This window comes from Kitasatospora sp. NPDC085464, from assembly GCF_044541955.1.
GTDB lineage: Bacteria > Actinomycetota > Actinomycetes > Streptomycetales > Streptomycetaceae > Kitasatospora.
Genome location: NZ_JBITTM010000004.1, coordinates 1 through 24371, shown reverse-complemented (window position 1 = coordinate 24371; position 24371 = coordinate 1). Strand labels below are relative to the sequence as shown.

Sequence of the window (24371 nt, the reverse complement as noted above, 5' to 3'; positions counted from 1 at the left end):
GGTCGAGGCGGGAAGCGGCGACGGGCGGGGCGCGCCCCGGCGCGGGGCCGGTCGGGCGGGCTGCGGTCGCTCTGCCTCGAACCTAGGCGGCCTGCGGATTTGCAGCAATCGGCAAAATGGCAACTGATACTTTCACCTGGTGCAACTGTCCTCGGTCGACCTCAACCTGCTGGTGGTCCTCGACGCCCTCCTGCAGGAGAGCTCCGTCACCCGCGCCGCGGACCGGCTCAACCTCTCCGTCCCGGCCACCAGCCGCGCCCTCGGCCGGCTGCGCCGCGCCTTCCAGGACCCGCTGCTGGTGCGCTCCGGCCGCGGCCTGCGGCCCACCGCCGCCGCCGTGGACCTCCGACCGCGCCTGAGGCTCTGGCTCGAACAGGCCGAGGAGCTCCTCGACCGTCAGGCCCGCCCGCTCGACCGCAGCCTGACCGTCGTCGCGCCGCAGGACCTGATCGTCACCAGGAGCGCCGACCTGCTCGCCCGCCTCGCCGCGGCCGCCCCCGCCGCCGAACTGCGCCTGCTGGCCTCCGACGGCGGGCGGGACGGCGCCGAAGCCGTCCGGGACGGCACCGCCGACCTCGCCGTCGTGGTCAACGCCGCCAAGTACCCGGACCTGCGCTCGCTCGGCCTGGTCCGGGCCGGACTCACCGCCGCCGTCCGGGCGGACCACGGGCTGACCCGGGGAGAGGTGACCGCCGAGCGCTTCGCCGCCGCCGGGCACGTCCTGGTCTCCCGCAGCGGACGGCCGGAGGAGGCACTCGACCGGGAGCTGCGCGAGGCCGGCGTGCCCCGCACCGTCCGCTGCGTCGTCCCCGGCTACCTCGCCGCGCTTCAGCTGGTCGGCCGGACGGACCTGGTCACCGTCGCCCCCGCCGTGCTGGTCCGCGAGCCGGGCGCGAGCCTCGGCGTCGTGCCGGTCGACGTCCCCGCCCGGCTGCGGCCGCTGCGGGTCACTCTCCTGTGGCACCCGCGCCGGGACCAGGACCCGCTGGTGCGGCTGCTGCGGGAGAGCCTGGGCGCGCTGGCCGCGGAGCTCACCGGGGCGGGCGACGAGCCGCCGCACTGAGCGGCCGGACCGGGCTGCCGGACTGGGCTGCCGGACTGAGCGGCCGGCCTGTGCTGCCGCGTCGAACTGCCGTACGGATCCGCCGCGTCGAACTGCGGCATGGAGCCGCCGCGTCGAACTGCCGATCGGGCCGGAGTGCGGAGGCGAAGGCGCCGGGTGCGGGACCGTACCGGTGGCCCGTCGGGACGGATACCGTCACCGGGTGACCACGACGAGCAACTCCACGTCGCCGGAGGCCGGTTCCGTCCGGCCGCCACTGGTGACCCGGGCCCTGCTGCTGCGCTTCGTCTCGCTGTTCGGGTCCTCCGTCGGCTTCAACCTGCTGCTCTCCGCCGTCCCGCTGTACGCCCAGGAGTCCGGCGGCGGCGACCACGCGGCCGGCCTGGCCACCGGTGCGCTGATGCTGGCCACCGTCGTGGGCGAGCTGGCCACGCCCGCGCTGACCGCCCGGTTCGGCTACCGCCCGGTGCTGGCCGCCGGGTTGGTGCTGCTGGGCGCGCCCGCGCTGGTGCTGGCCGCGACCGCTTCGATGGCGGCGGTGGTGGTGGTCTGCCTGCTGCGCGGGATCGGCTTCGCGACCGCGTTGGTGGCGGGCGGGGCGCTGACGGCCTCGCTGATCCCGGCCGAACGGCGCGGGGAGGGGCTCGCGCTGGTCGGGGTGGTCTCCGGAGTGCCGTCCGTGGTCGGCCTGCCGGTCGGCGTCTGGCTGGGCCAACACGTGGGCTGGGACTGGGTGTTCGCGATCGGGGCGGTGGCTCCGCTGGCCGCCGTCGCCTCCGTCCCCGCCCTCCCGGACCGCAGGGCCGCGGCCGGTCCGGCGGTGGGACTGCGGGAGGGGCTGCGCAGTGCCGCGCTGCTGAGACCGGCGACGGTGTTCGGCGCCACGGCGCTGGCGGCGGGAGTCATCGTCACGTTCCTGCCGCTCGCCGTCCCGTCCGGCGGAGCCGTCGCGGTCGCGCTGCTGGTCCAGCCCGGCGCGGCGACGCTCGCCCGCTGGCTGGCCGGGCGGTACGGGGACCGGCGCGGCTCGGCCGGGCTGGTGCTGCCCGCCCTGCTCGCCGCGGCGGCCGGGATGCTGCTGCTGGCCTGGACGGACAGCACGGTGGCGGTCGTCGCGGGGGCGGCGGTGTTCGGCGCCGGCTTCGGCGCCGCGCAGAACGCGACGCTGGCGCTGATGTACACCCGGGTGCCGCCGTCCGGGTACGGCACCGTGACCGCGCTGTGGAACGTCGCCTACGACGGGGCGATGGGCGTCGGCGCGGTCGCCTTCGGGGCGGTCGCGGGCGGGACGGGCTATCCGTGGGCGTTCGCCCTCACGGCGGCGGTGATGCTCGCGGCGCTCGCCCCGGCGCGGTGGGACCGGGGGAGCGCCGCGCCGGAGTGAGGGTCACATCGGGGTGAGCGCCGCGCCGGGTGCGGAGCTTCTGTCTGGTGTGACCGCCCGTCAGTCCCGGAAGACGGCCGCGTGCTCGGCGGCGAACGACGACATCAAGGCCGGGGTCCGGGCACCGCGGCCCGCGGCCGTCGCACCGCCGACGGTGCGAACCGACACGCACGGGCCGGGCCGTTGCTCGACTTGCCGCAGGGTGGGCGCTTGGATGGTCCCGCCCTGGTCAAGCGGACGGACCCGTACGGGGTCACGCCCGGCCCGCGGCCCGAACACCCCCGGCAAGCCGAGGAGTCACCACCGTGCACGACACCCCCGACCCCGCCGTCGTGGCCCGCCGGATCGCCGAACGGCGGGAGCAGCTGGGCCTCGGCGAGGAGGAGCTGGCACGCCGGGCGGCGATGGCGCCCCGCTACCTGCGGCACCTCCTCGAAGCCGGGCCCGGCTTCGACCCGGGGGGCTTCGTCCGGATCGCCGCCGCCCTCGGCAGCAGCACCGACGAGCTGCTGTCGGGCCGTGCCGACGCCCCGCCCGGGCACGGCGGCCCCGGGCCGCGGCCGCAGCTGGAGAACCTCACCGAGGCCGAGTGCTGGGAGCTCGTCGGCACCCACGGCATCGGCCGGATCGGCCTGCCGGTCGAGCCGGGGCCGGTGGTGCTGCCCGTCAACTACGTGGTCGACCGGGCCTCCTTCGCCTACCGGACCGGTGCGCGCCACGCCACCGCGCCGGAGGAGGGCGCCGCGGTCTCCTTCCAGGTCGACCACATCGACGAGTACCTCGGCCGCGGCTGGAGCGTGCTCGCCCTGGGCCCGGCCCACTACGTGGACGACCCGGGGGAGCTGGAACGCCTGGACGGCCTGGTCGGTGCGGCACCGTGGGCGGGCGGCGACCGCCGGCTCTGGGTCCGGATCCGGCCGGAGGAGGTCACCGGCCGACGGCTGGTCACGGGCTGAGGCGGCCGTCGCCCCGGGCTGTCGCCCCCGGCACCGGCAGCGGTGACCGGCAGTGGTGACCGGCTGCGGCTGGGAGTGGGCCGACGCGATGCCGTTCGCCGCCCGCTCCTGACGCCGCCTCGGTGAGCCGCGCCGCGCGTCGCCACGTGCGCGGTGCGCAGTGCGAGGCGCTCGACCAGCGATGCGCGGCGCGCGGGGCTCGACAAGCGATGCGCGACGGACGAGGTCGGGCGAGGCGGGGCCCGTCAGTCGCGGTCGAGCAGCTCGCGGACGCGGTCGGCGACGAGCGCGGGCTGCTCGGCCTGGATGAAGTGCCCGGAGTCCACGTGCTCGTACCGGCCGTCGGGCAGGGCCTCGGTCCAGCGGCGCTGGTGTTCCTGGAGCGCCGGGTGGTTGCGTTCGCCGCCCCGCCGGGGTCGGTCGGCGGAGAGCAGGACGGTCGGGCAGGCCGGGGGCACCGGCGGCCGGGCCCGCAGGCGGGGGACGGCGGCGGCCACCGCGCGGAACTCGCGACGGGTCTGGGCGATGCCGGCCGGGACGAAGTCCTCGGCGAGCATGGTGGCGTAGGTCTCGGGCGGGAAGACCCGGCGGACCTCGCCGCCGGCCAGGCGGGCGGCCGCCCGGAACCGGATCAGGGGCCCGACGACCGCGAGCGTGCGGTCGACCCTCCGGGTGATCTGCTCCATCGCGTCGTAGGCCGGGGCGGTCTCCGGCGTGGGGTCGACCAGCAGGACCCCGCGCAGCCGGGGTGCCAGCCGCTCGGCGGCGAGGCGGGCGACCAGGCCGCCCATGCTGTGGGCGACCAGGACGAAGCGGTCCGGGACGGTGGCGTCCGCCAGGGCGACCAGGTCGGCCGCCAGGTCCTCGACGGTCAGCGGGGCGTCGCTGCGCGGGCTGCGGCCGAAGCCGGAGCGGTCGTACGCGACCAGCCGGGCGCGGTCGGCGAGCAGCGGCAGGACCGGGTCCCAGGAGGTGCGGCCGAGGCCCTGGCCCGCCTCGAAGAGCACCTGGTCGGGGCCGTGGCCGGACTCCTCGACGTACAACGGCCGTCCGTTGACGGTCACCTCCCGTCCGCTGGTGCGACCCGTCCGTGGTGCCTGCCGTGTGCGGCGCATGTGCTGGTGCCCCCGTTCCGCGCGCCCGGATCCCCGTCCGGACGCTGACCGTTTTCATCTTTGAGAATGGTAACGGCTGTGAAATCGTGGAGCAATGGACCACGATCCCGCCGACCTCCTCCTGCACCCGGTGCGCCTGCGCGTGGTGCACGCCCTCGCCGGGGGCCGGGTGCTCACCACCACGCAGCTGTGCGAACGGCTGTCGGGCGTCTCGAAGGTGACGGTGTACCGGAACGTCGCGCTGCTCGCCGAGGCGGGCTTCCTGGAGGTCGCGGAGGAGCACCGGGTGCGGGGCGCCGTGGAACGGCACTACCGGCTGCGCGAGGACCGCCCGGCGGTGGACGGCGCCACCGCCGCCGCGATGTCGACCGAGGACCACCGCCGGGGCTTCGCGGCCGCGATGGCCGTCCTGCTCGCCGAGTTCAACGCCTACCTCGACCGGGACGGCGCCGACCCGGCGGCCCAGGGAGTGTCCTACCGGCAGGGCACGTTCTGGCTCAGCCCCGAGGAACTCGCCGAGCTGGGCGGCGAGTTGTTCGCGGTGCTGGCGCCGCGGCTGGCCAACCGCCCGGCGCCGGAGCGGGATCCGTACCTGATCAGCCCGATCGTCTTCCCCGCCGCGGGATCCGCCGGAGCGGCCGCTGACGGTTCGTGAGCCAGACCGTCGGCCCCGAGGCCGGCCGCCCCTGCGCGGCCCGTGGACGCGCGCGCCGATGACTGGTATCCAGGCCACTGGGCAGCCGGACGGAGCCGGCGCCGCGCCGGGACGTACCACCAGGAGAGCAGGGGCGATGCGCAGAGTTCTGATCGTCGGTGCCGGGCAGGCCGGACTCCAACTGGCCCTGGGGCTGCAGGCCCACGGCTACGACGTGACGGTGCTGACAGACCGCGGCGCGGAGGAGGTGCGCGCCGGACGGGTGCTGTCCAGCCAGTGCATGTTCGACTCCGCGCTGCGCACCGAGCGTGCCCTCGGCCTCGACCTGTGGGCCGACGAGGCGCCCCGGATCGAGGGCGTCGGGGTGTCGGTGGCCATGCCGGACGGGCCGCGGGTGATCGACTGGGTGGGGCGGCTGGACGCCTACGCGCAGTCCGTCGACCAGCGGCTGAAGATGTCGACCTGGCTGGAGGCCTTCGCCGGGCGCGGCGGCCGGGTGGAGCTGCGCACGGTGACCGCCGCCGACCTGCAGCACCTGGCCGGCTCGTACGATCTGGTGCTGGTCGCCTCCGGCAAGGGCGTGCTGGGCTCGCTGTTCGAGCGCGACCACGCGCACTCGCCGCACGAGCGGCCGCAGCGCGCGCTGGCCGCCGCCTACGTGCACGGGCTCGCGCCGCGCCCCGAGCACGACTTCCCCGCGGTGCGCTGCAACGTGGTGCCCGGCATCGGCGAGTTCTTCGTGATGCCCGCCCTGACCATGTCGGGGCCGTGCGACATCCTGCTCTGGGAGGCCATGCCGGGCGGACCGGCGGACGCCTTCGACGGACTCCGCGACCCGGCCGAACACCTCAGGGTGACACTGGAGTTGATGAGGACCTTCACGCCTTGGGAGTACGACCGGGCCCGCGCCGGTGTCGAACTCACCGACGCCGGCGCCACCCTGGCCGGGCGCTTCGCCCCGGTGGTCCGCCGCCCGGTCGGCGAACTGCCGGGCGGCGCCGCGGTGCTGGGCGTGGCGGACGTCGTGGTCACCAACGACCCGGTCACCGGGCAGGGGGCCAACAACGCCGCCAAGTGCGCGGCGGTCTACCTGGAGGCGATCCTCGCCCACGGCGACAAGCCCTTCGACCGCGACTTCCAGCAGGCCGCCTTCGACGGCTTCTGGGAGATCGCGGGCCCGGTCACCACCTGGTCCAACGCGATGCTCGCCCCGCCGCCCCCGCACGTCCTCGACCTGCTCGTCGCCGCCGGTGAGCACCAGGCGGTGGCGGACCGCTTCGCCAACAACTTCAACGACCCCGCGGACGTGGCGCGGTGGTACCTCGACCCGGACCGGGCCGCCGCGTACCTGGCCTCGGTCACGACCGGAAGCTGAAAGGTCAAGAGCTTCCCAAATCGGGTGCAATCGCGCGTCGATCATGGTGGGTTCGTGTCGCCCCCTCGCCGAGGGGGACATTCGGCTCGGAACACGAGCAGTGCGGACATCCGGACAACAGGAGACAGTGGTGGCGGTCGACGGGGGCAACATGGCCCAGGTTGTGATCGATACGGCGTACAACGAGCGCAAGCGGCTGCACACCGGCCGCAGTCGCACCACCACCATGATCGTGCTGGGCGTCCTGGCCGGGATCGGCCTGTTCCTGGCGCTGGTCGTCGGCAAGTCCGACCCGGACTCCGCGCCGACCTGCGACGGCCACACCATGACCCGGAACAGCGAGTGCCGGATCTGGTCCAACCACGGCGGCGGGGGCATCTACTCGTACGACGAGATGATCGACCGTCGGGAATCCTCCAACGGCGTGTGGCGGGTCATCGGCTTCGGCGGCGCCGGCCTCGCCGTCGTCCTGATGGCGGTCGCCTACACCAAGCTCGACCCGAACCGCCCCTGGGGCAAGCCGGTCAGCGCGGCCTGCCCGCGCTGCCGGGAGCTCAACCTGCGGGAGAAGCTCACCGTCCACAGCGTCACCAAGGGGCGCACCACCCACCGGTACAGCGGCATCGTCACCCTCTGCACCCCGGCCTGCGGCTTCTCCACGATCCGCCAGCGCTGACCGGTCCGGCCGCTCGGCGTCCGGGCCCCGCCTTCGGGTCCCTGCGCCCGGGCCCGATTCTGGGGTCCCTGCGCCCGGGCCCGATTCTCGGGTCCCTGCGCCCGGGCCCGATTCTCGGGTCCCTGCGCCCGGGCCCGATTCTCGGGTCCCTGCCCTGCGGGTCGGGACCGGAATGGGTCGTCCTCGTCCGCCTCCCACCCACTACGCTCGGTCCGGATCGAACGGACGATTGGGTGAAGCGAGTGAGCAGGTGGGAGCGGGCGCTGGACGCGGCCGGCGTGCACGACCCCGGGCTGCGGGCCGACTACGGCCGACAGCGCCGGCAGGTCGCCCGGTACAAGCGGGAGGTCACCCTGGCTGCCGGTCTGCTGCTCCCGGACCGCACCGTCCCGCACGTGATCGCGGCCGCCGCCTTCATGCACCGCACCGACACCCTGCTCGACAGCGGCCCGCTCGCCGAGCGCCGGGCGGCGTCCGCCCGCTGGCAGCGGGAGGTCACCGGGAGCCTCGACGCCGACCGCACCGACGACCCCGAGCTGCGCCCGCTGCTGAACAGCGTCGCCGCGCACCCCGCCCTGCGCGGGCACGTCCTGGACTTCCTGGCCGCGGCGGAGACGGACCTCGACTTCACCGGGTTCGCCACCGAGGAGGAGTACCAGGCGTACGTGGACGGGTACTCGCTGCCCGGCTTCATGCTCGTCGCCGGGCTGCTCGGCCCGGACGGTGACCAGGCCGCCTACCGCGCCGCCTGCCGCACCTACATCGACGCCGCCCAGCGGCTGGACTTCGTCAACGACCTCGCCGAGGATCTGGCCGAGGGCCGGCTGACCGTCCCCGCGGACACCCTGAGCCGGCACGGCGTCACCCGGGCCGACCTGGAACAGGCCCGCGACCTGCCGGCCGTCCGGACGCTGCTCGGCGAACTGCTCGACCGGGCCGACCGCGCCCTCGCCGAGGGCGGCGCCGTCGTCGAACTGGTGCCGGCCGCCCACCGGCCGATGGTCCGCTGCCTCCTCGGCGTGGACGGGCTCGTCAGCGCCGCCGCCCGTGCCGACCTGGGGGCGCTGCTGCGCCGCTCCGCGCGCCCGGCCAAGGGGGCCGCGCTGCGCCTGCTGGGCCGCGAGTACCTCCGGGCCCGCCGGCTGCGCGGCTGAGGGGCCCCGCCGCTTGCGCGGCTGAGGGGCCGGGGCGGTCCGCCCGCGCCACCGCTGACGAATCGTCAGGGTCCGTGCCGGGTGCGTGAGTCGGCTCCGTGGGGTGGGTCGGCCCGGGACGCCGCTTCGGCGGGGCCGCTGCCGTGAAGTCCGCAGCCGACCTGCGGACTATACCCCAGTCGACACATCTTGAACGCACGAGCCCCAGGCGTCACTCCAGGGCGCAGCAGGCGCCCGGCCTGTGTCGAGACTTCGCCGAAGTCCCTGCCTGCACTCCGTCATCGTCACTGATAGTCGCGACAATGGCGCATTGCGTGTTCATGGCACCCCCTTCAGGTGATGGATGCGTTCAGGAAGATAACGAAAAGGCCCCGCCTTCTCTCGCCTTGGATTTACTTCTTGACTCCATCTGGCACATGCGGGTTGACTCCCTCCCACTCCGCCGCACTGTCGCGGCGACGTCAGGGAGGCACCCCCACATGAACGCAATGATGCGTCGCGCCGTCATCGCCACCGCAGCCGTCTCGATGGCCCTGTCCATGGCCGCCTGCGGCAAGGCCGGCAGCGACAAGAAGGACTCCGCCGCGAGCGGCGACAACAAGTCCATCGGCCTGCTGCTGCCCGAGAACGCGTCCTCGACCCGCTACGAGTCCTTCGACCGCCCGTTCATCGAGGCCAAGGTCAAGGCGCTGTGCGCGGACTGCAAGGTGCTCTACAACAACGCCGAGGGCAGCGCCGCCAAGCAGAAGCAGCAGTTCGACACCCTGATCGCCCAGGGCGTGAAGGTCATCGTCCTCGACGCCTTCGACGCCACCTCGACCCAGTCCTGGGTCAAGGAGGCCGCCGCCAAGGGCGTGAAGGTCGTCGCCTACGACCGCCTGGCCACCGGCCCGGTCGCCGCCTACGCCTCCTTCGACAACGAGAAGGTCGGCGAGCTTCAGGGCCAGGCCCTGGTCGACGCGCTCGGCGCGCAGGCCGCCGACGCCAACGTCGTCATGATCAACGGTGACGACGCGGACCCGAACGCCGGCCAGTTCAAGGCCGGTGCGCACAAGGTGCTCGACGGCAAGGTGAAGAAGGTCGTCTACGAGCAGTCCGGCGAGTGGAAGCCCACCGTCGCCGGCCAGAAGATCGGTGCCGCGATCACCCAGCTCGGCAAGGACGGCTTCCAGGCCGTCTACTCCGCCAACGACGGCATGGCGGGCGCCATCATCACCCAGCTCCAGGGTGCGGGCATCAAGGTCCCGGTCGGCGGCCAGGACGCCGGCCTCGACGCCATCCAGCGGATCGTCAACGGCGACCAGGCCTACACCATCTACAAGGCCTACAAGCCGCTCGCCGACACCGCCGCCGAGCTGGCCGTCGACCTCCTGCAGGGCAAGGACGTCAAGTCCGTGGCCACCGCCAGCGTCGACAGCGCCACCGACAAGGGCATCCCGGCCAAGCTGCTCGACCCGAAGGTCGTCACCAAGGCCAACATCAACGACACCGTCATCGCCGACGGCCTGTACAAGGCCGCCGACATCTGCACCGCGGACTACGCCGCCGCCTGCGCCACCGCCGGCCTGAAGTAGCACCGCCCGGGCGGAGCTCCCCGCCTCCCCGGGGAGCACCGCCCGCAGCGCGCGGCAGGCCCCGGCCCGCCCCGACAGCCCCTTTTCGACGTTCACCCGCCCGCTCCGCACGGCGCGCGGGCCACACCGGCCGCCGACCCACCATCACGGCGTGCGCGGGAAGAAGGAGATGGTTCACGTGACAGGCGCACCCGTACTGGCGTTGCGCGGGGTCTCCAAGCGCTTCGGCGCCGTCCAGGCACTGACCGACGTGCACCTGGAGGTACACGCCGGCGAGGTGGTGGCCCTGGTGGGCGACAACGGCGCCGGAAAGTCCACGCTGGTGAAGACCATCGCCGGCGTCCACCCCATCGACGAGGGGACGATCGAGTGGGAGGGCCAGGCGGTCTCCATCGGCCGCCCGCACGACGCCCAGGCCCTCGGCGTCGCGACCGTCTACCAGGACCTCGCGCTGTGCGACAACCTCGACGTGGTCGGCAACCTCTTCCTCGGCCGTGAGCTGAAGCGGTTCGGCACGCTCGACGAGGTCGCCATGGAGAAGCGCGCCCGCGAACTCCTCGACACGCTCTCCATCCGCATCCCGAGCGTGCGCATCCCCATCGCCGCCCTCTCCGGCGGCCAGCGCCAGGTGGTCGCCATCGCCCGCGCCCTGGTCGGCGACCCCAAGATCGTCATCCTGGACGAGCCCACCGCCGCCCTCGGCGTCGAGCAGACCGCCCAGGTCCTCGACCTCGTCGAGCGCCTGCGCGACCGCGGCCTCGGCGTCATCCTGATCAGCCACAACATGGCCGACGTCAAGGCCGTCGCCGACACCGTCGCCGTCCTGCGCCTGGGCCGCAACAACGGCGTCTTCGAGGTGGCGAACACCTCGCACGAGGAGATCATCTCCGCCATCACCGGCGCCACCGAGAACGCCGTCACCCGCCGCCAGGCACGACTCGCGGAGGAAGCGAAGTGACCACCGAGCAGACCACCCCCGACACCCCCGCACCGGCCGCCCCCGCGGTCGACCCCCGCCTGCTCGTCCGCGAGGCCGGTTTGGCCGGCTACGTCGCCGAGTTCAAGCAGAAGATGAAGAACGGCGACCTCGGCTCCGTGCCCGTCGTCCTCGGCCTGATCCTCATCGGCGTCATCTTCCAGAGCGTCACCGGCGACTTCCTCAACGCCGACAACCTCACCAACATCACCAAGTGGATCGCCGGCCCCGGCCTGATCGCCGTCGGCATCGTCTTCGTGCTCCTCCTCGGCGAGATCGACCTCTCGCTCGGCTCCGTCGCCGGCGTCTCCGCCGCGATAGCCGCCGTCCTGTCCGTGCGCTCCGGCTACAACGAGTGGCTCGCCTGCCTCATCGCCATCGCCGCCGCCGTCGCGATCGGCGCCCTGCACGGCTTCTTCTTCGCCAAGATCGGCGTCCCGGCGTTCGTCGTCACCCTCGCCGGCCTGCTCGCCTGGAGCGGCCTGCAGCAGTACGTCCTGGGCGACAAGGGCACCGTCAACGTCGTCAACGACGGCGTCCTCGCCAACCTGGACACCTACTTCCTCGGCGACGGCGACATCGCCTACACCTGGGGCCTCGCCGTCCTCGGCGTCGCGCTCTTCGGCGCCGGGCAGATCATGGACGCCCGCCGCCGCAGCGCGGCCGGCCTCGCCGCCCGCCCGATGAGCGAGATCGCGCTGCGCACCGGCGTCCTCGCCGTCATCGCGCTGACCGCCGCCTACATGCTCAACCAGGACCGCGGCCTGCCGCTGCCCCTGCTCGTCTTCCTCGGCGTCGTCGTCATCACCGACTTCGTCCTGCGCCGCACGAGCTACGGCCGGCAGATCTTCGCGGTCGGCGGTGGCGTGGAGGCCGCCCGCCGCGCAGGCATCAACGTCGCCTGGGTCCGGATCTCGGTCTTCATGATCTCGGCCGGCATGGCGGCCCTCGGCGGTCTGTTCATCGCCTCGCAGCAGGGTTCCGCGGACAAGATCCTCGGCGGCGGCAACGTCCTGATGAACTCCATCGCGGCGGCCGTCATCGGCGGCACCAGCCTGTTCGGCGGACGCGGCAAGACCTGGTCGGCCCTGCTCGGCATCCTGGTCATCCAGTCGATCATCACCGGGCTCGACCTGGTCCACGTCAACCAGGCCATCCAGTACATGATCACCGGCGCCGTCCTGCTCGCCGCCGTCGTCCTGGACTCGGTGTCCCGACGCACCCGCAAGACCGCCGCGCGCTGACCCGCCGTCACGCGCTGCCCGGGCCGGCCCGGTACCCGAAGGACGGGTACCGGGCCGGCCCGTGCCGTGTGCGTGAGGCGAGCCCGCCCCAGTACACCTTTCCCGACGAGCTGTCAGGTCGTGTTCGAGGGCGAAACATCGCAGGTCGCTGGCGGATCGCTCAAGCGCCGCTGAAGAGGCGGTGGCGATGCGCCGTGGGGGCACGGACTACCGGCCAAACGCCCCGTCGGCCATGTCGGCGGCGGGTTCCCGAGGCCTAGAGTCGTCCTCGGGCAGCGCGACAGCAGGGTTCGAGTGACCCTCGACCGACGCACCCACGGGGGGCCCGGCACATCCCACAGCACCCGCTTCGCAGACCCGTTCCGGATCATCCGGCACGCCTGCCACCTCAAGGGAGTCCGCCATGTCCGACAACGCTCTCGACCTCCAGGACCTCGACCTCAGCGAGCTGAACGTCACCGCGCTGCGCGACACCGTCGCGCTGCCGGAGAACGGCGCGTCCTGGGGCTCCTGCTCCTGCCAGGGCTCGTCCTCCTGCGCCCAGCCGGAGACCATGGTCGCCCCGCTTTCCTGACGATTCATCAGCTCACGACTCGTCACACCACTGTCCGGCAAGCCTCGTTCGAGAATCAAGGGAGACATCATGTCCGACCGTACACAGGACACGCTCGCGCTCGACGACATCCTCGCCCTCGACGGCCTCGACCTCGGGGAGCTGACCGTCACCTCGCTGCGCGACACCGTCGCGCTGCCCGAGACCGGCGCCTCCGGCGGCCCCAGCTCGACCTCCTGCGGATCGTCCTCCTGCGGCGCGCCGCACCCGCCGGTCCTCGACACCTTCTGAGAACCGGCCCCACCGAACCACCCGGTACCGCCGAGCACCGCCCCGCACCACCAGCGCAACAACTTTGAACCCGGCGCGTTCGCGCGGACGCGCCGGGTTCCTGCCGTGCACCGCCCAGGCCCGTCGGAGGGAGCCGCCATGCCGAACCGAGCCCTGCCGCGTCCCGTACTCCGCCCGGTCCCCGCACCCGTGCCGGCACCGGTCGCCCACACCGCCCGCCACGCCCTGGTGCGCGCCACCGTGCTCGCCCGGCCCGCACAGTCCGCAGCGTCGGCAGCCGTACGGAGCCTGCTCGCCGAACTCGGCGCCGTCGAAGCCGCGGAGACGGCCCTGCGGACCGACCTCTGCGACGACCTGTACGACAGCCGCACCGGGCACGACGAGGAGTTCCACCGCCGGATCGTGCTCCCGCTCCGCCGCGACCTGCACAACGGACGCCCGCCCCGCGCCGCCCAGCTCGACCGGCTCGCCGACCTGCCGGAGCGCGTCCCGCGGCTCGCCGACTGGCTGGACCTGCGGCAGCGCCGCGCCCGGCTGCTCGCCGCGCTCGCCGACGCCGTCCCGCCCGCGCTCGCCGCCGAACGTGCCGCCCTCGCCGAACTCTGCCGCGCGTCCGCCTTCACCCGGGCCGTCGCCCTCACCAGCGCCGACCTGCTGCGCGCGGTCGCCAACACGGCGCGCGCGGCCGACTCGACGGGGGAGCGGCCGGCCCGCGCCCGCAAGGAGGAAGCCGCCGTCCTGCGCCACGCGCTGCGGGCCACCACCAAGACCAGCCCGCTCACCTGGTTCACCTCGGTCGGCTGGTCCTCGGGCGACGGCCTGCCGGACGGGCCCGCAGGGGACGCCGCGCCGAACGGGCCCGCAGGGGACGCCGCGCCGAACGCCGTGCCGGACGCGCCCGCCGGAACGCCGGTGCCCCCGTACGCGGTGGTCCGGGAGAACCGGACGCTGGTCGCCGCGCTCGTCCAGGCCCTGCTCGACGACCCCCGGCGCAGCCGCACCCTGCCGCACCGGATGACCGGAGCCGCCCGCGTCGCCGACGGCCGTGCCCACTACGCCCGCAGCGAGGTGGTGTTCGCGGGCGGCCGCTACCTCGTCACCCGTGAGGAGGAGGTCGAGCTGGCCGACCGGCCCGAACTGGCGCTGCTCGCCTCGCTCGCCGACACCCCGGACACCCCGGACCGCCTCGCCACCGGCCTCGCCGCCGCCCTCCGCCGCCCGGAGGACGACCCCGTCGTGCGCCGCTTCGTCGGCCAGCTCCGCACTGCCCGCCTGCTGGTGCCCACCGACCCGGTCGACCCGCAGGACCCGCAGCCGCTGCGCAGCCTCGCCCACTGGCTCCGGCAGTGGCCGGAGGACACCGCGATCGTCGCCCTGGTCGACCACCTGGCGGACCGGACGGCCGAGTTGGCGGACGCGCCCGGAGAGCGCCGCCCCGCGCTGCTCGCCGCGCTCGCCGACACCTGGCACCGGGTGCTCGCCGCCGCCGGCCGACCCGTCCCCGCCGAGGCCGCACCGCTCACCGTTCTCAGCGAGGACGTCCACGCGCCCGCGCCGCCGCAGCGCCGGCCGAGCCGGGCCGACCGCGCAGCGCTCGCCGAACTCACCGCGCTGGCCGAGCTGTTCGACCACGGCCACCTGATGCGACGGGCCGCCTGCGACCGGTTCGTCGCCCGCTACGGCGTCGGCGGGGTCTGCGGCACGCCGTGGGAGTTCGCCGCCGATGCCGCCCAGGCCTGGTCCGCCATCGCCGTACCGGACGAACTGGCCGCCCTGCGGGCCGAGTTCGCGGCCGTGCCGGAGGCGGACGGCGAGATCGTCCTCCCCGCCGAGCGGGTCCGGGCGCTGGCCGCCCGGCTGCCCGACTGGACCGCGGCCCGGCCGCTCAGCTACTCGTGGTTCGTCCAATCCGACCCCACCGACGGCCTGTTGTGCGTCAACCACGTCTACGGCGGCTGGGGGCGCTTCGCCAGCCGGTTCCTCGACGCCACCACACCGCGGGCCGCCGCCGACGTCACCCGGCAGATCCGCCGCGGCCTCGGCGAGGGAGCCCGCGCGGCCCAGATCCGGCCGGTCGGCGGGTTCAACGCCAACCTCCACCCCCTGCTGCTCGCCGACGAGATCGGCCCCGACCGGCGCTGGACCAACCTGGTCGAAGCCGACCTCGACCTCGTCCACGACCCCGCCTCCGACCAGCTCCGCTTCCGCCTGCGGAGCACCGGCGAACTGCTGGACGTCCTCTACCTCGGCTTCCTCGCGCCGGTCATGCTGCCCCAGCGGCTCGCCCCGCTGCTCGCCGACCACCCCAACGGCGTCGTCGACTTCCGTCCGCTGCTGCCCCGCACCGCCCTCCGTGCGCCCGGCGGCACCGTCACCGGCACCCCGCGCCTGCGCCACCGCCACGTCGTCTTCGCCCGCCGCCGCTGGTACCTGCCGCCGGCCGTCCTCGACGCCCTGCGCGCCGACCTCGCCGCGGACCCCGGCACCGACGGGATCCCGGCCGGGGCCACCGCGCGCTGGCGCGCCCTGCTGGGCCTCCCCGAACAGCTGTTCCTCCACCCCGTACCGGCCGCCGCCACCACGGACACACCCGCCGACGCCTTCGTGGCCCACCTGCGGGCGCCGAAGCCCCAACCCGTCGACCTCGGCAACCCCCTGCACCTGTGCCACCTCGCCAAGTGGCTGACCCGGTACCCGAACGGGGTGGTGCTGGAGGAGGCGCTGCCCGCCATCGCCGGCACGGCGGAGCCGACCCGGACGGTCGAGCTGGTGGCGGAGACCTACCGGCCCGGACGGGCGGGCGCCACGGGCCCCGAGGAGGGAGCCCCGTGACCCGGGCGCCGTCGCACGCGAATGCCGGCCGGCCCTCGGGCGGCCCGCGGCACGGTGCCGCGGAAGCCGGCGGCCCGCCCCCGGGTGCGAGTCCGTTCCCCAGCCCTTCCCTCCGTCCCGCTCCGCACTGCCGAGGAGGCGTCCGATGAGTGAACTGGCCGACGGCCCGGAGGCCGTGACCGCCCGCGATGTGGTCCTGACCTACTACCAGCCCGTCAAGGCCCGCGCGCTGCGCGAAGCCGTGCTGCCGGCCGCCCGGCAGGCGGCGGCGGACGGGCTGGAGGCGCACGTCGAGCGGCACTGGCGGTTCGGGCCGCACCTGCGACTGCGGCTGCGCGGCCCGGGGGCGCGGGTGGCCGCCGCGGCCGAGCGGGCCGCCGAGGGGCTGCGGGCCTGGACGGCGGCGCACCCGTCGGTCGCCGACCGGACGGACGAGCAGCTGCTGGCCGAGGCCGCCGTCGCCGGACGGGTCGAGCTGATCGCGCCGCCGTACGGGCCGCTGGTGCCGGACAACACCGTCCGCGTGCTGCCCGTCGACCCGTCCGCCGGGGAAGCGCTGAACGCCCTGCTGGGAGCCGGATCCGCCGACCTGCGCGACGAGTTGATGCGGCTGGGCCTGCCCGCCCTCGGCGCGGGGTGCGACTTCCTCGGCGCGCACGGCGACGCCTCCGAGGCCCGCGTCCAGCTGGTGGTGTCGGCGCTCGCCGCCCACGCCGCCGCGCACCCGGAGGGGCTGATCGGCGGGCACTACTCGATGGTCTCGCACCTGGAGGACTTCCTCGTCCACGAGGACCCGGACGGCAGCCTGCGGGCCGCCTTCGACCGGCGCTGGGACCGCGTCGGCGGCGCCGTCACCGCACTGGTGGGCCGGATCACCGACGGCGGCGCGCGCGGCTGGGAGCGCGACTGGGCGCACTGGTCGGCGACCGCCTGGGCCCTCGCGGAGCGGCGCCACGCGGCCGGGATCGACCTCGGCGGCAGCCGCGAGGAGTACCGGGCCCGCGCGGCCGCGGTCGGCGACCCGGAGACCGCCGCCCGCTGGGACTTCGCCCTGCGCACCCGCTACAGCGACTTCCACTGGCTGCTGCACCGCTCCGACCCCGGCGGCACGATGTGGACCCGCCCGGACTACCTGATCTACCGGGCCTGCACCAACGGCCTGTACCGGCTGTTCGCGATCTGCGACGTCCGGCCGGTGGAGCGCTACCTCGCCGCGCACCTGGTGGTCCGCACCGTGCCCGAGCTCACCGGGCACCGCTGGCAGGACCGGGTGGACGAGGTCATCGCCGCCGTGGAGGGCGTCGCGTGACCGGCCGGGCCGAGGGTCCGCAGGGGGGCGTCGTACGGCCCCACCTGCGCCCGGGCGTGGCGGTGACCCGGCTCCGGGACGGACTGCACCTGCGCGGGCGCGGCAGCAGTCTCACCCTGGAGGGCAGCCGCGCGCTCCCCGCGCTGTGGAAGCTGCTCGACGCCCGGCTCGCGCCCGGTGCGGACCCGGCGGCGCCGGTCCCCGATCCGAAGGTGGCGGCGGCGCTGGCCACCGTCACCGCCCGGCTGCGCGAGCACGACCTGATCGTGGACCACCCGAGCGGCGCCCGACTGCCGCGCTGGCCGGGCGCGGTGGCGGCGGAGCCGGGTGGCGCGGCGGCGGCCCTCGCGGCCACCCGCCCGGTGGTGTCCGCCGCCGACCCGGACGGCCCGCTGGCCCGCGCGGTGGCCCGTGCCCTCGCCCGGGGCGGGACGGCCGCACCGGCGGTGGTCGCCGACGCCGGGCTGCCGGCCGGGCGGGTGGTGGCCTCGGCGGGCGCCCCGCCGGTGGCGGTCGCGGTGCAGTGCGGCGCGGACGACGGGTTCGTCACCGAGCCCGCCGACCCGGCGCGCACCCGGGCGGACGCCGCCGCCCTCGCGGCCCGACTGGGCACCGGCCCCGGCACCGACCCTGGCCCCGGCACCAACCCGGTCGCCGGACACCCCGGCGCGCTGCCCGTCCTGCTCGCCGCCGCGGCCGCTCAGCGGCTGCTGTGCGCGGTCGCCGGCCTGCCGGACCCGGGCGAGCCGGGCGACGACCCGCGCCTGCTCGCCGGTCGCCCCGCCGTCCTGCTCGCCGAGGCCCGCCCGACGCGTGCCGAGCACCACCCGTGGGCGGCGGGCGCGGGCGGTGCCGCCGAACCGCCCACGGATCTCGTCGAGGCCCTCCGACGGGTGACCGTCCTGGGCGATCCACAGCTGGGCGTCCTCGACGCGCCGTCGCCCGGCGACCTGCCCCAACTGCCCGTCGCCCTGGTCTCCTGCGCCACGCCGTCCGGCACCCTGGTGGCCGGCGCGGCCCGGACGGACCTCGCCCGGCTGGCCGCCGCCTGCCGGTCCGCCGAACTCCACCTGGCGGCCGTCGACGGGGGAGCGGCCCCGGTGGTGGGCGCCGACCCGGAGCACGCCCTCGGCCGGGCCCTGCGCGCGGCGGCCCTCGACCGCGCCGCGGCGGACGGCCCCGCCTCGCACGGACCCGCGCTGCCGGAGTCGGCCTGGCGCGAGCACCCGCAGGCCGCGCACTGGTGGGCCGTGCTGGCCCGTCTCCTCGGCCGGTCGCCATCTCTGACGATTCGTCAATTTCCGCACGGTGTGCGGGTGTTCCTGGCCGAGGTCGACGGGAGCCGAGCCGTCGAGGCCACCCCCGCCGACGCCGTCGCCCACGCCGCCCTGGCCGCCCTCACCCGCCTCCTCGCCCGGCGGAGCGGCCTGGCCGCCGCCCACCACACCGCCCTCACCGGCGCGGCCGCCCCCATCGCCGCCGCCGGACGCCACCCGGCCGCCTGGACGGACGAGGGCTGGACCGACCACTGGCTCACCGGACTCGCCGACCGCGAAGCGGACCTGCGCGCCGCCCTGCACCGCCTGACCGGCCTGCGCACCGCCCCGTGGCGGCCCGCCACCCCCGCCGCCCGTCCGCTCGCCAACGCCCTGGACGGCTGCGGGTTCACCGCACTCGTACGCTCAGGAGACAGCCGATGAGCGAACTCCCCGTCCTCACCCCGGCGCAGGCCCTGGCCACCACCCGCGGCACCGCCGTGGTCCACCTCACCGAGTGGACCCTCGGCCTCGCCGCCCGGCTCAGCCGCCACGCCCTGGCCCACCCCGTGCGCCTGGTGCCGGTGCGCGAGGACGGCGCGCTGACCCTGGTCGGCCCCGTCCTGCACCCCGGCGCCCCCGCCTGCCTCGGCTGCACCGAGTACCAGCGGCTCGCCACCGCCGGCGGCCGGGTGCCCTGGCAGAGCCCCGAACTGGCGCTCGCGGGCACCGGCACCCCGGCCTTCGGCGACGCGGTGGCCGCACTCGCCGCCGAGCTGGCCGCAGCCGTACCGGCCCGCGTAGGAGCACCGGCCTCCGCCGAAGCACCGGTCCGGTCCGCGGCCGGACCGGAGCCGGTCGGCGTCGGCCACGCCACCGTCCACCTGGTGAACGGCGCCCGCGCCACCTGGTCCACCCACCGGGTCCGTCCCGTCGGCGGCTGCCCCGTCTGCCGCCCGCTGCCCGCCGACACCGCGGAGGCCGCCCGGCTGCCCGCGACGCCCCGCCCGCTGCCCGACCCGGCCGTGCTGCGCGGCCCCAACGACCGTACGGGCGCCGAGCAGTTGCGGGCCGAACTGCACGACGAGCGCTTCGGCCCCGTCCGCCGGCTGTTCCGCACCGAGGACTCGGCGTTCGCCCTTACCACCGCCTGGGCGACCGACGGCCGGACGGTCGACGACGGCGGCTACGGACGCGCGGAGGACTTCCGTTCCAGCGAACGGGTCGCCCTGTTCGAGGCCGTGGAGCGGTACGCCGGCATGCGGCCGCTCGGCCGCCGGACCGTCCTGCGCGCCTCCTTCGCCGACCTGCGGCGCGACCTCGGCCGCGACGCCGTCCTCGACCCCGCCCGGCTCGGCCTGCCCGACCCCGGCCACCACGGGCACCCCGCCGCCACCACCGTCCCGTACACCCCGGACCTGGAACTCGACTGGGTGCACGGCTGGTCGCTGACCCACCGCCGTCCGGTCGCCGTCCCCGAGCACGTCGCCTACTGGGACCTGCCGGCCCGCGACCGCCCCCGCGTGGTCTACGAGTCCTCCAACGGCTGCGGACTCGGCAACAGCCCCCAGGAGGCCGCGCTCTACGGCCTGTTCGAGGTCGCCGAGCGCGACGCCTTCCTGATGGCCTGGTACGCGGGCACCCCGCTGCCCGGCGTCGCCGTCCCCACCGAGGACCCGCAGGTCGCCGACCTGGCCGCCCGGGCCTGGCTGTTCGGCTACCGGCTGACCCTCCTCGACGCCACCAACGACCTCGGCATCCCCGCCGTGATCGCCCTCTGCCGCCACCACGGCGGCCACCCGGACACCCCGCGCACCTTCCTCGCGGCGGGCGCCCACCACGACCCGCTGACGGCGATCCGTTCCGCCGTCGCCGAGGTGGTCACCAACGTCCAGGAGGCCCCGCACCGCTCCACCGCCCCGGGCGGCCCGCGCGACCCGCAGCGGCTGCGGCAGCTGCTGGACCGGCCCGACCTGGTCGTCACCCTGGACGACCACGTCGGCCTCAACGCCCTGCCTGAGGCGCAGCCCCGGCTGGACTTCCTCTTCGCCGGCCCGCCACCGGTGCCCCCGGCCGAGCGCTGGCCCGGCGCCCCCGCACCGGTCACCGACCTGACCGAGCTGCTGGAGGACACCGTGCGCCGGCTCGCCGGCGAGGGCCTGGAGGTCGTCGTGGTCACCCAGGACGAGCCCGGCGTCCGCGACCGGCTGGGCCTGCACTGCGCCAAGGTGATCGTGCCCGGCACGCTGCCGATGACCTTCGGCCACGTCAACCGCCGCACCCGGGGCCTGCCCCGGCTGCTGGAGGTCCCGTACCGGCTCGGCCGTACCCCGGGCCCGCTGCGCCACGACGAACTGCCGCTCCACCCGCACCCGTTCCCCTAGCCCGTCAGCCCTCCAGCCGTCCGGGAAGGACACGATGACCATGCAGGACGTGACGACCGCCCACCGGCCGCCTACCGGCCACGCCGCACCCCCGACCGGCTGGCACAGCCTGCACCTCGCGCTGCCCCTGCCCGCCCACGAGGCGGACGCCTTCGTCACCGCCGACCTCGCCCCGCTGATGGACGGGCTCGCCGACACCGACTGGTTCTTCATCCGCTACGGCGAGGGCGGCCCCCACCTGCGGATCCGCCTCCGCGGCCGCGGAGCGCCGCCCGCGTCCCTCGCCGCCGAGCTCTCCCGGCTCGCCACCCGCCGCACCCCCCTGGACGAGCCCTGGGCGGCGCGGCACGGCGAGGTCACCGAGGTGCCGTACGTGCCCGAGACCGAGCGCTACGGCGGCCCGGCCCTGCTGCCGATCGCCGAGGAGCTGTTCACCCGCTCCACCCGCACCGCCGTGCACGCCCTGCGCGCGCTGGACGCGGCCCCCGGCTCCCGCCTGCCGATCGCCCTCGACCTCGCCCACACCACCGCGCACGCGCTCGGCCTCGACGAGCTCGCCGCCTCGCGCTGGCTGCGCCGCCAGGCCGCCTCCTGGCGCTGGGTCACCGAGTACCGGGCGCTGCCCGGCGCCGCCGTCCACACCCGGGTCAACACGGTGTTCGCCCGGCAGCGCGACGCCCTGGCCGGGCGTGCCCGGGCCCTGCGCGCGGCCCTCGGCTCGGGAACGGCCGCGCCGTGGCTGGGCGACTGGGCCGCCGAGGTCGCCGACGCCGCCGCCCGGATGCGGGCCGCCGGGGCCCCGGAACCGGCCGAACGCCTCGCCTGGGTCTGGGCCTCGCAGCTGCACATGCTGTTCAACCGGCTCGGCGTCGGCCCGGACGAGGAGCGCGCGGTCTGCCGCCTCGCCGCCCGGACGCTGCTGGAGACCGAGCAGCCGTTCACCTTCTTCCCCGCCGACCACCACGCGCCGGACCACCAGTACCTGGAACGCAGCAAGTTCCAGATCGGCCGCACCGAGGACACCACCCTGCGGGACCTGCCGCCCGTCCCGGCCCAGCGGCCCCGGCCCGGCGACGTCCCGCTGCCCGCCGACCCGCTGCCGCCGGTCACCCTCGCCGACGCGCTGCTCACCCGCCGCTCCAGCCGCGGCCCGCTGACCGGCCCGCTCACCGCCGCCACCCTCGGCGGCCTGCTGTGGCCGGCCTTCGCCGAGGGCGAGGGCGAGGGCGAGGGCACCGGCCACCGCCCGTACCCGAGCGCGGGCGCCCTGCACACCGTGCGCCTGCGGCTGGTCGCCCTCGCCGTCGACGGCCTGCCCCCCGGCACCTACGAGTGCCTGCCGGAGCACCGCAGCCTGCGCCCGATCGGCCCGCCGCCCGAGCTCGACGACCTCAAGGCGCTCTCCTCCTATCTCTCCCGTCCGGCCGGCGACCCGGCGGCGATCGACATCGGGAGCGCCCCCGCCGTCCTCGTCGTCTACCTCGACCTCGCCCTCCTGCGCCGCCGCTACGGGCTGCGGGCGCTGCGCCTCGGCCTCCTCGAAGCCGGCCACCTCACCCAGAACCTGCTGCTCACCTCGGCCGCCCACGGCCTGGGCACCACCCCCCTCGGCGGCCTCCAGGACGACCTCGCCCACGAACTCCTCGGCCTGGACGACATCGAGGAGCCCGTCCAGTACCTGCTCCCGCTGGGGCGGCCGGTGCCGGCGGAGCGTCCCGGCGGCCCGCTGCTGCCCGGGTGATCACGACGTGAGGGGGCCGGACCGGGGCCGTTGTTCCCGGGGCCGTTGTTCTTGAACAGGTATTCAGATATGGTTCCCCCATGCCCAGGCCCCGTGAGTTCGACCCCGAGACCGTCCTCGACCAGGCGATGCTGCGGTTCTGGGAGCGCGGGTACCGGGCGACGTCCATCGAGGACCTGGTGAAGGCCACGGGCGTGAAGCCCGGCAGCATCTACGGCGCGTTCCCCGGCGGCAAGCGTGCGCTCTTCGTCCAGTCGCTGGAGCGCTACTCGAAGCTGGTCGTGCCCCGCAAGCTCGGCGAGCTGGAGGCGGCGGGTGCGTCGGTGGCGGAGGTCCGCGGCTACTTCGACGGGCTGGTGTGCGACCTGCTCAGCCCCGAGGGGCGCCAGGGCTGCCTGCTGGTGAACACGGCGATCGAGAACGCCGCCGAGGACGACGCGGCGGCGGCCGTCGTGCGCGGCCACCTGGCGCGTCTGGAGCGGTGCATGACCCACGCCCTGGAGAACGCCGTGCGCCGGGGCGAGGTGCGGGCCTCGCTCGATCCGGGCGGCAGTGCCAAGCTGCTGGTCGCGACCTGCCAGGGGCTCATGGTCGTCGGCAAGGCCAATCCCGACGAGGCGGTGCTGCGGGCGATCGTCGACAACGCCTTCGCCGTGCTCGCCTGACGCCATGGCACCTCGGGCCACCGTACGCGGTGGCCCTTTCGTCGGCCCTATAGATGAATGACTATTCAAGAATGAGGTTTGGGACATGAAGGCCATTGTCATATCCGCCCACGGCGGCCCCGAGGTCCTCACCGCCACGGAACTGCCCGACCCGGTGCCCGCCGCCGGCGAGGTCCTCGTCCGGGTGAAGGCGTTCGGCCTCAACCACGCCGAGGCGTACATGCGGAGCGGCGCCTGGGGTCAGGTGGCGGCCGTCCCCGGGATCGAGTGCGCCGGCCTCGTCGAGGCCGACCCCTCGGGTGAACTCCCGGTCGGGACAAGGGTGGTGGCGATCCTCGGCGGCATGGGACGGACCCGCAACGGCAGCTACGCGGAACGCGTCACCGTCCCCGCGACCAACGTGGCGGCCGTGGACTCGACCCTGCCCTGGGCCGACCTGGCCGCCGTGCCCGAGGTGTACGCCACGGCGTACAGCGCCCTGCACGGCAACCTCGCCCTCGGGGCCGGGGAGACCCTGCTGGTCCGCGGCGCGACCTCCTCGCTCGGGCAGGCCGCCGTCAGCCTCGCCGTCCACCACGGCGCAACGGTGCTCGCCACCACCCGCAACCCCGCACACGCGCCCCTGCTCAAGGACCTCGGGGCCTCCGAGGTGCTCATCGACGACGGGCGGCTGGCCGCGGAGGCCGAACGCAGGGGCCTCGCCGTCGACGCGCTTCTGGATGTCGTCGGCAACACGGTGCTCCGCGACTCGCTGCGCACCGTCGGGCCGCGCGGCCGGGTCTGCCAGGTCGGCTTCCTCGGCGGATTCGCCCCCGTGGCGGACTTCGACCCGATCGCCGACCTGCCCAGCGGCGTCCGGCTCAGCTTCTTCGGCAGCGCCTTCGTCCTGGGGACCCCGGCCTTCCCGCTCTCGGACGTTCCACTGGACGAGATCTACGCCCGGGTCGAGTCCGGCGCACTCCGCGCCCGCCCCACCCGGACCTTCCGCTTCGACGAGATCGTCGAGGCCCACCGGGTGATGGAGGCCGGCCAGGCCCTGGGCAAGATGGTCGTCGTCCTCGACTGACCCGACGCGGCCGGGGGGGCCCCCCCCCCCCCGGGCCCCCCCCCCCCCCCCCCCCCCGCCCCCCCCCCCCCCCCCCCCGGGGGGCCGCCACCCGCGGACAGG

At 75.5% G+C, this 24371-nt stretch carries 20 protein-coding genes; 19 read left to right on the top strand and 1 reads right to left on the bottom strand.

Annotated elements, in window-relative coordinates; genetic code table 11:
- Positions 1-139 precede the first annotated feature (139 nt).
- The 3 genes from ACIGG8_RS04595 (at position 140) to ACIGG8_RS04585 (ending at position 3403) form a co-directional block, all read left to right on the top strand.
- Positions 140-1063 carry a LysR family transcriptional regulator gene (locus ACIGG8_RS04595; RefSeq protein WP_396545796.1) on the top strand — a complete coding sequence of 308 codons (924 nt, stop codon included), beginning with the start codon at positions 140-142 and terminating at the stop codon, positions 1061-1063.
- Between the two features lie 202 nt (positions 1064-1265).
- On the top strand, positions 1266-2447 hold the full coding sequence (locus tag ACIGG8_RS04590; RefSeq protein ID WP_396545794.1) for an MFS transporter: 1182 nt from the start codon (positions 1266-1268) through the stop codon (positions 2445-2447).
- Between the two features lie 305 nt (positions 2448-2752).
- Positions 2753-3403, top strand: coding sequence for a helix-turn-helix domain-containing protein (locus ACIGG8_RS04585; protein ID WP_396545792.1), 651 nt, complete (start codon positions 2753-2755; stop codon positions 3401-3403).
- 245 nt (positions 3404-3648) lie between these two features.
- Here the strand turns inward: ACIGG8_RS04585 and ACIGG8_RS04580 are convergent, their stop codons facing one another.
- Positions 3649-4467, bottom strand: coding sequence for an alpha/beta fold hydrolase (locus ACIGG8_RS04580; protein ID WP_396545790.1), 819 nt, complete (start codon positions 4465-4467; stop codon positions 3649-3651).
- Positions 4468-4612: 145 nt separating this feature from the next.
- Here ACIGG8_RS04580 and ACIGG8_RS04575 point away from each other — a divergent pair, with 145 nt between their 5' ends.
- The 16 genes from ACIGG8_RS04575 to ACIGG8_RS04500 all read left to right on the top strand — a co-directional run bounded on the left by ACIGG8_RS04575 (position 4613) and on the right by ACIGG8_RS04500 (position 24269).
- Positions 4613-5173 (top strand): helix-turn-helix domain-containing protein, encoded by a 561-nt coding sequence (locus ACIGG8_RS04575; RefSeq protein ID WP_396545788.1) that lies wholly within the window; start codon positions 4613-4615, stop codon positions 5171-5173.
- A gap of 136 nt (positions 5174-5309) precedes the next feature.
- A complete protein-coding gene (locus tag ACIGG8_RS04570) occupies positions 5310-6548 on the top strand; it encodes a styrene monooxygenase/indole monooxygenase family protein (protein WP_396545786.1) in 1239 nt (412 codons plus the stop codon).
- A gap of 130 nt (positions 6549-6678) precedes the next feature.
- Positions 6679-7224, top strand: a complete 546-nt coding sequence (locus ACIGG8_RS04565; protein ID WP_396545784.1) for a hypothetical protein — start codon at positions 6679-6681, stop codon at positions 7222-7224.
- Positions 7225-7466: 242 nt separating this feature from the next.
- Positions 7467-8378 carry a phytoene/squalene synthase family protein gene (locus ACIGG8_RS04560; protein ID WP_396545782.1) on the top strand — a complete coding sequence of 304 codons (912 nt, stop codon included), beginning with the start codon at positions 7467-7469 and terminating at the stop codon, positions 8376-8378.
- 479 nt (positions 8379-8857) lie between these two features.
- On the top strand, positions 8858-9952 hold the full coding sequence (locus ACIGG8_RS04555; RefSeq protein ID WP_350523101.1) for a substrate-binding domain-containing protein: 1095 nt from the start codon (positions 8858-8860) through the stop codon (positions 9950-9952).
- Between the two features lie 169 nt (positions 9953-10121).
- The gene (locus ACIGG8_RS04550) at positions 10122-10910 is read left to right on the top strand and encodes an ATP-binding cassette domain-containing protein (protein ID WP_350523100.1); all 789 of its coding nucleotides are present in this window, start codon (positions 10122-10124) and stop codon (positions 10908-10910) included.
- The gene (locus tag ACIGG8_RS04545) at positions 10907-12172 is read left to right on the top strand and encodes a sugar ABC transporter permease (RefSeq protein ID WP_396545781.1); all 1266 of its coding nucleotides are present in this window, start codon (positions 10907-10909) and stop codon (positions 12170-12172) included. Before ACIGG8_RS04550 ends, ACIGG8_RS04545 begins: the two co-directional genes overlap by 4 nt.
- A gap of 403 nt (positions 12173-12575) precedes the next feature.
- A complete protein-coding gene (locus ACIGG8_RS04540) occupies positions 12576-12746 on the top strand; it encodes a thiazolylpeptide-type bacteriocin (RefSeq protein WP_350523097.1) in 171 nt (56 codons plus the stop codon).
- Positions 12747-12815: 69 nt separating this feature from the next.
- Positions 12816-13016, top strand: a complete 201-nt coding sequence (locus tag ACIGG8_RS04535) for a thiazolylpeptide-type bacteriocin (protein ID WP_396545780.1) — start codon at positions 12816-12818, stop codon at positions 13014-13016.
- 138 nt (positions 13017-13154) lie between these two features.
- Positions 13155-15848 carry a lantibiotic dehydratase gene (locus tag ACIGG8_RS04530; protein ID WP_396545779.1) on the top strand — a complete coding sequence of 898 codons (2694 nt, stop codon included), beginning with the start codon at positions 13155-13157 and terminating at the stop codon, positions 15846-15848.
- Positions 15849-15993: 145 nt separating this feature from the next.
- Positions 15994-17157 (top strand): hypothetical protein, encoded by a 1164-nt coding sequence (locus tag ACIGG8_RS04525; RefSeq protein WP_396545777.1) that lies wholly within the window; start codon positions 15994-15996, stop codon positions 17155-17157.
- Positions 17154-18857: a hypothetical protein gene (locus tag ACIGG8_RS04520; protein ID WP_396545775.1), complete on the top strand. Its 1704-nt coding sequence runs from the start codon at positions 17154-17156 to the stop codon at positions 18855-18857. The genes ACIGG8_RS04525 and ACIGG8_RS04520 overlap by 4 nt, the downstream gene beginning before the upstream one ends.
- Positions 18854-20797, top strand: coding sequence for a TOMM precursor leader peptide-binding protein (locus ACIGG8_RS04515; RefSeq protein WP_396545773.1), 1944 nt, complete (start codon positions 18854-18856; stop codon positions 20795-20797). Before ACIGG8_RS04520 ends, ACIGG8_RS04515 begins: the two co-directional genes overlap by 4 nt.
- Before the next feature lie 40 nt (positions 20798-20837).
- Entirely contained in the window at positions 20838-22538 is a 1701-nt protein-coding gene (locus tag ACIGG8_RS04510; protein ID WP_396545771.1) for a thiopeptide-type bacteriocin biosynthesis protein, read from the top strand.
- 80 nt (positions 22539-22618) lie between these two features.
- The gene (locus tag ACIGG8_RS04505; RefSeq protein ID WP_396545769.1) at positions 22619-23203 is read left to right on the top strand and encodes a TetR/AcrR family transcriptional regulator; all 585 of its coding nucleotides are present in this window, start codon (positions 22619-22621) and stop codon (positions 23201-23203) included.
- A gap of 85 nt (positions 23204-23288) precedes the next feature.
- A complete protein-coding gene (locus ACIGG8_RS04500) occupies positions 23289-24269 on the top strand; it encodes a zinc-binding dehydrogenase (protein WP_396545767.1) in 981 nt (326 codons plus the stop codon).
- The last annotated feature ends 102 nt before the right edge of the window (positions 24270-24371 follow it).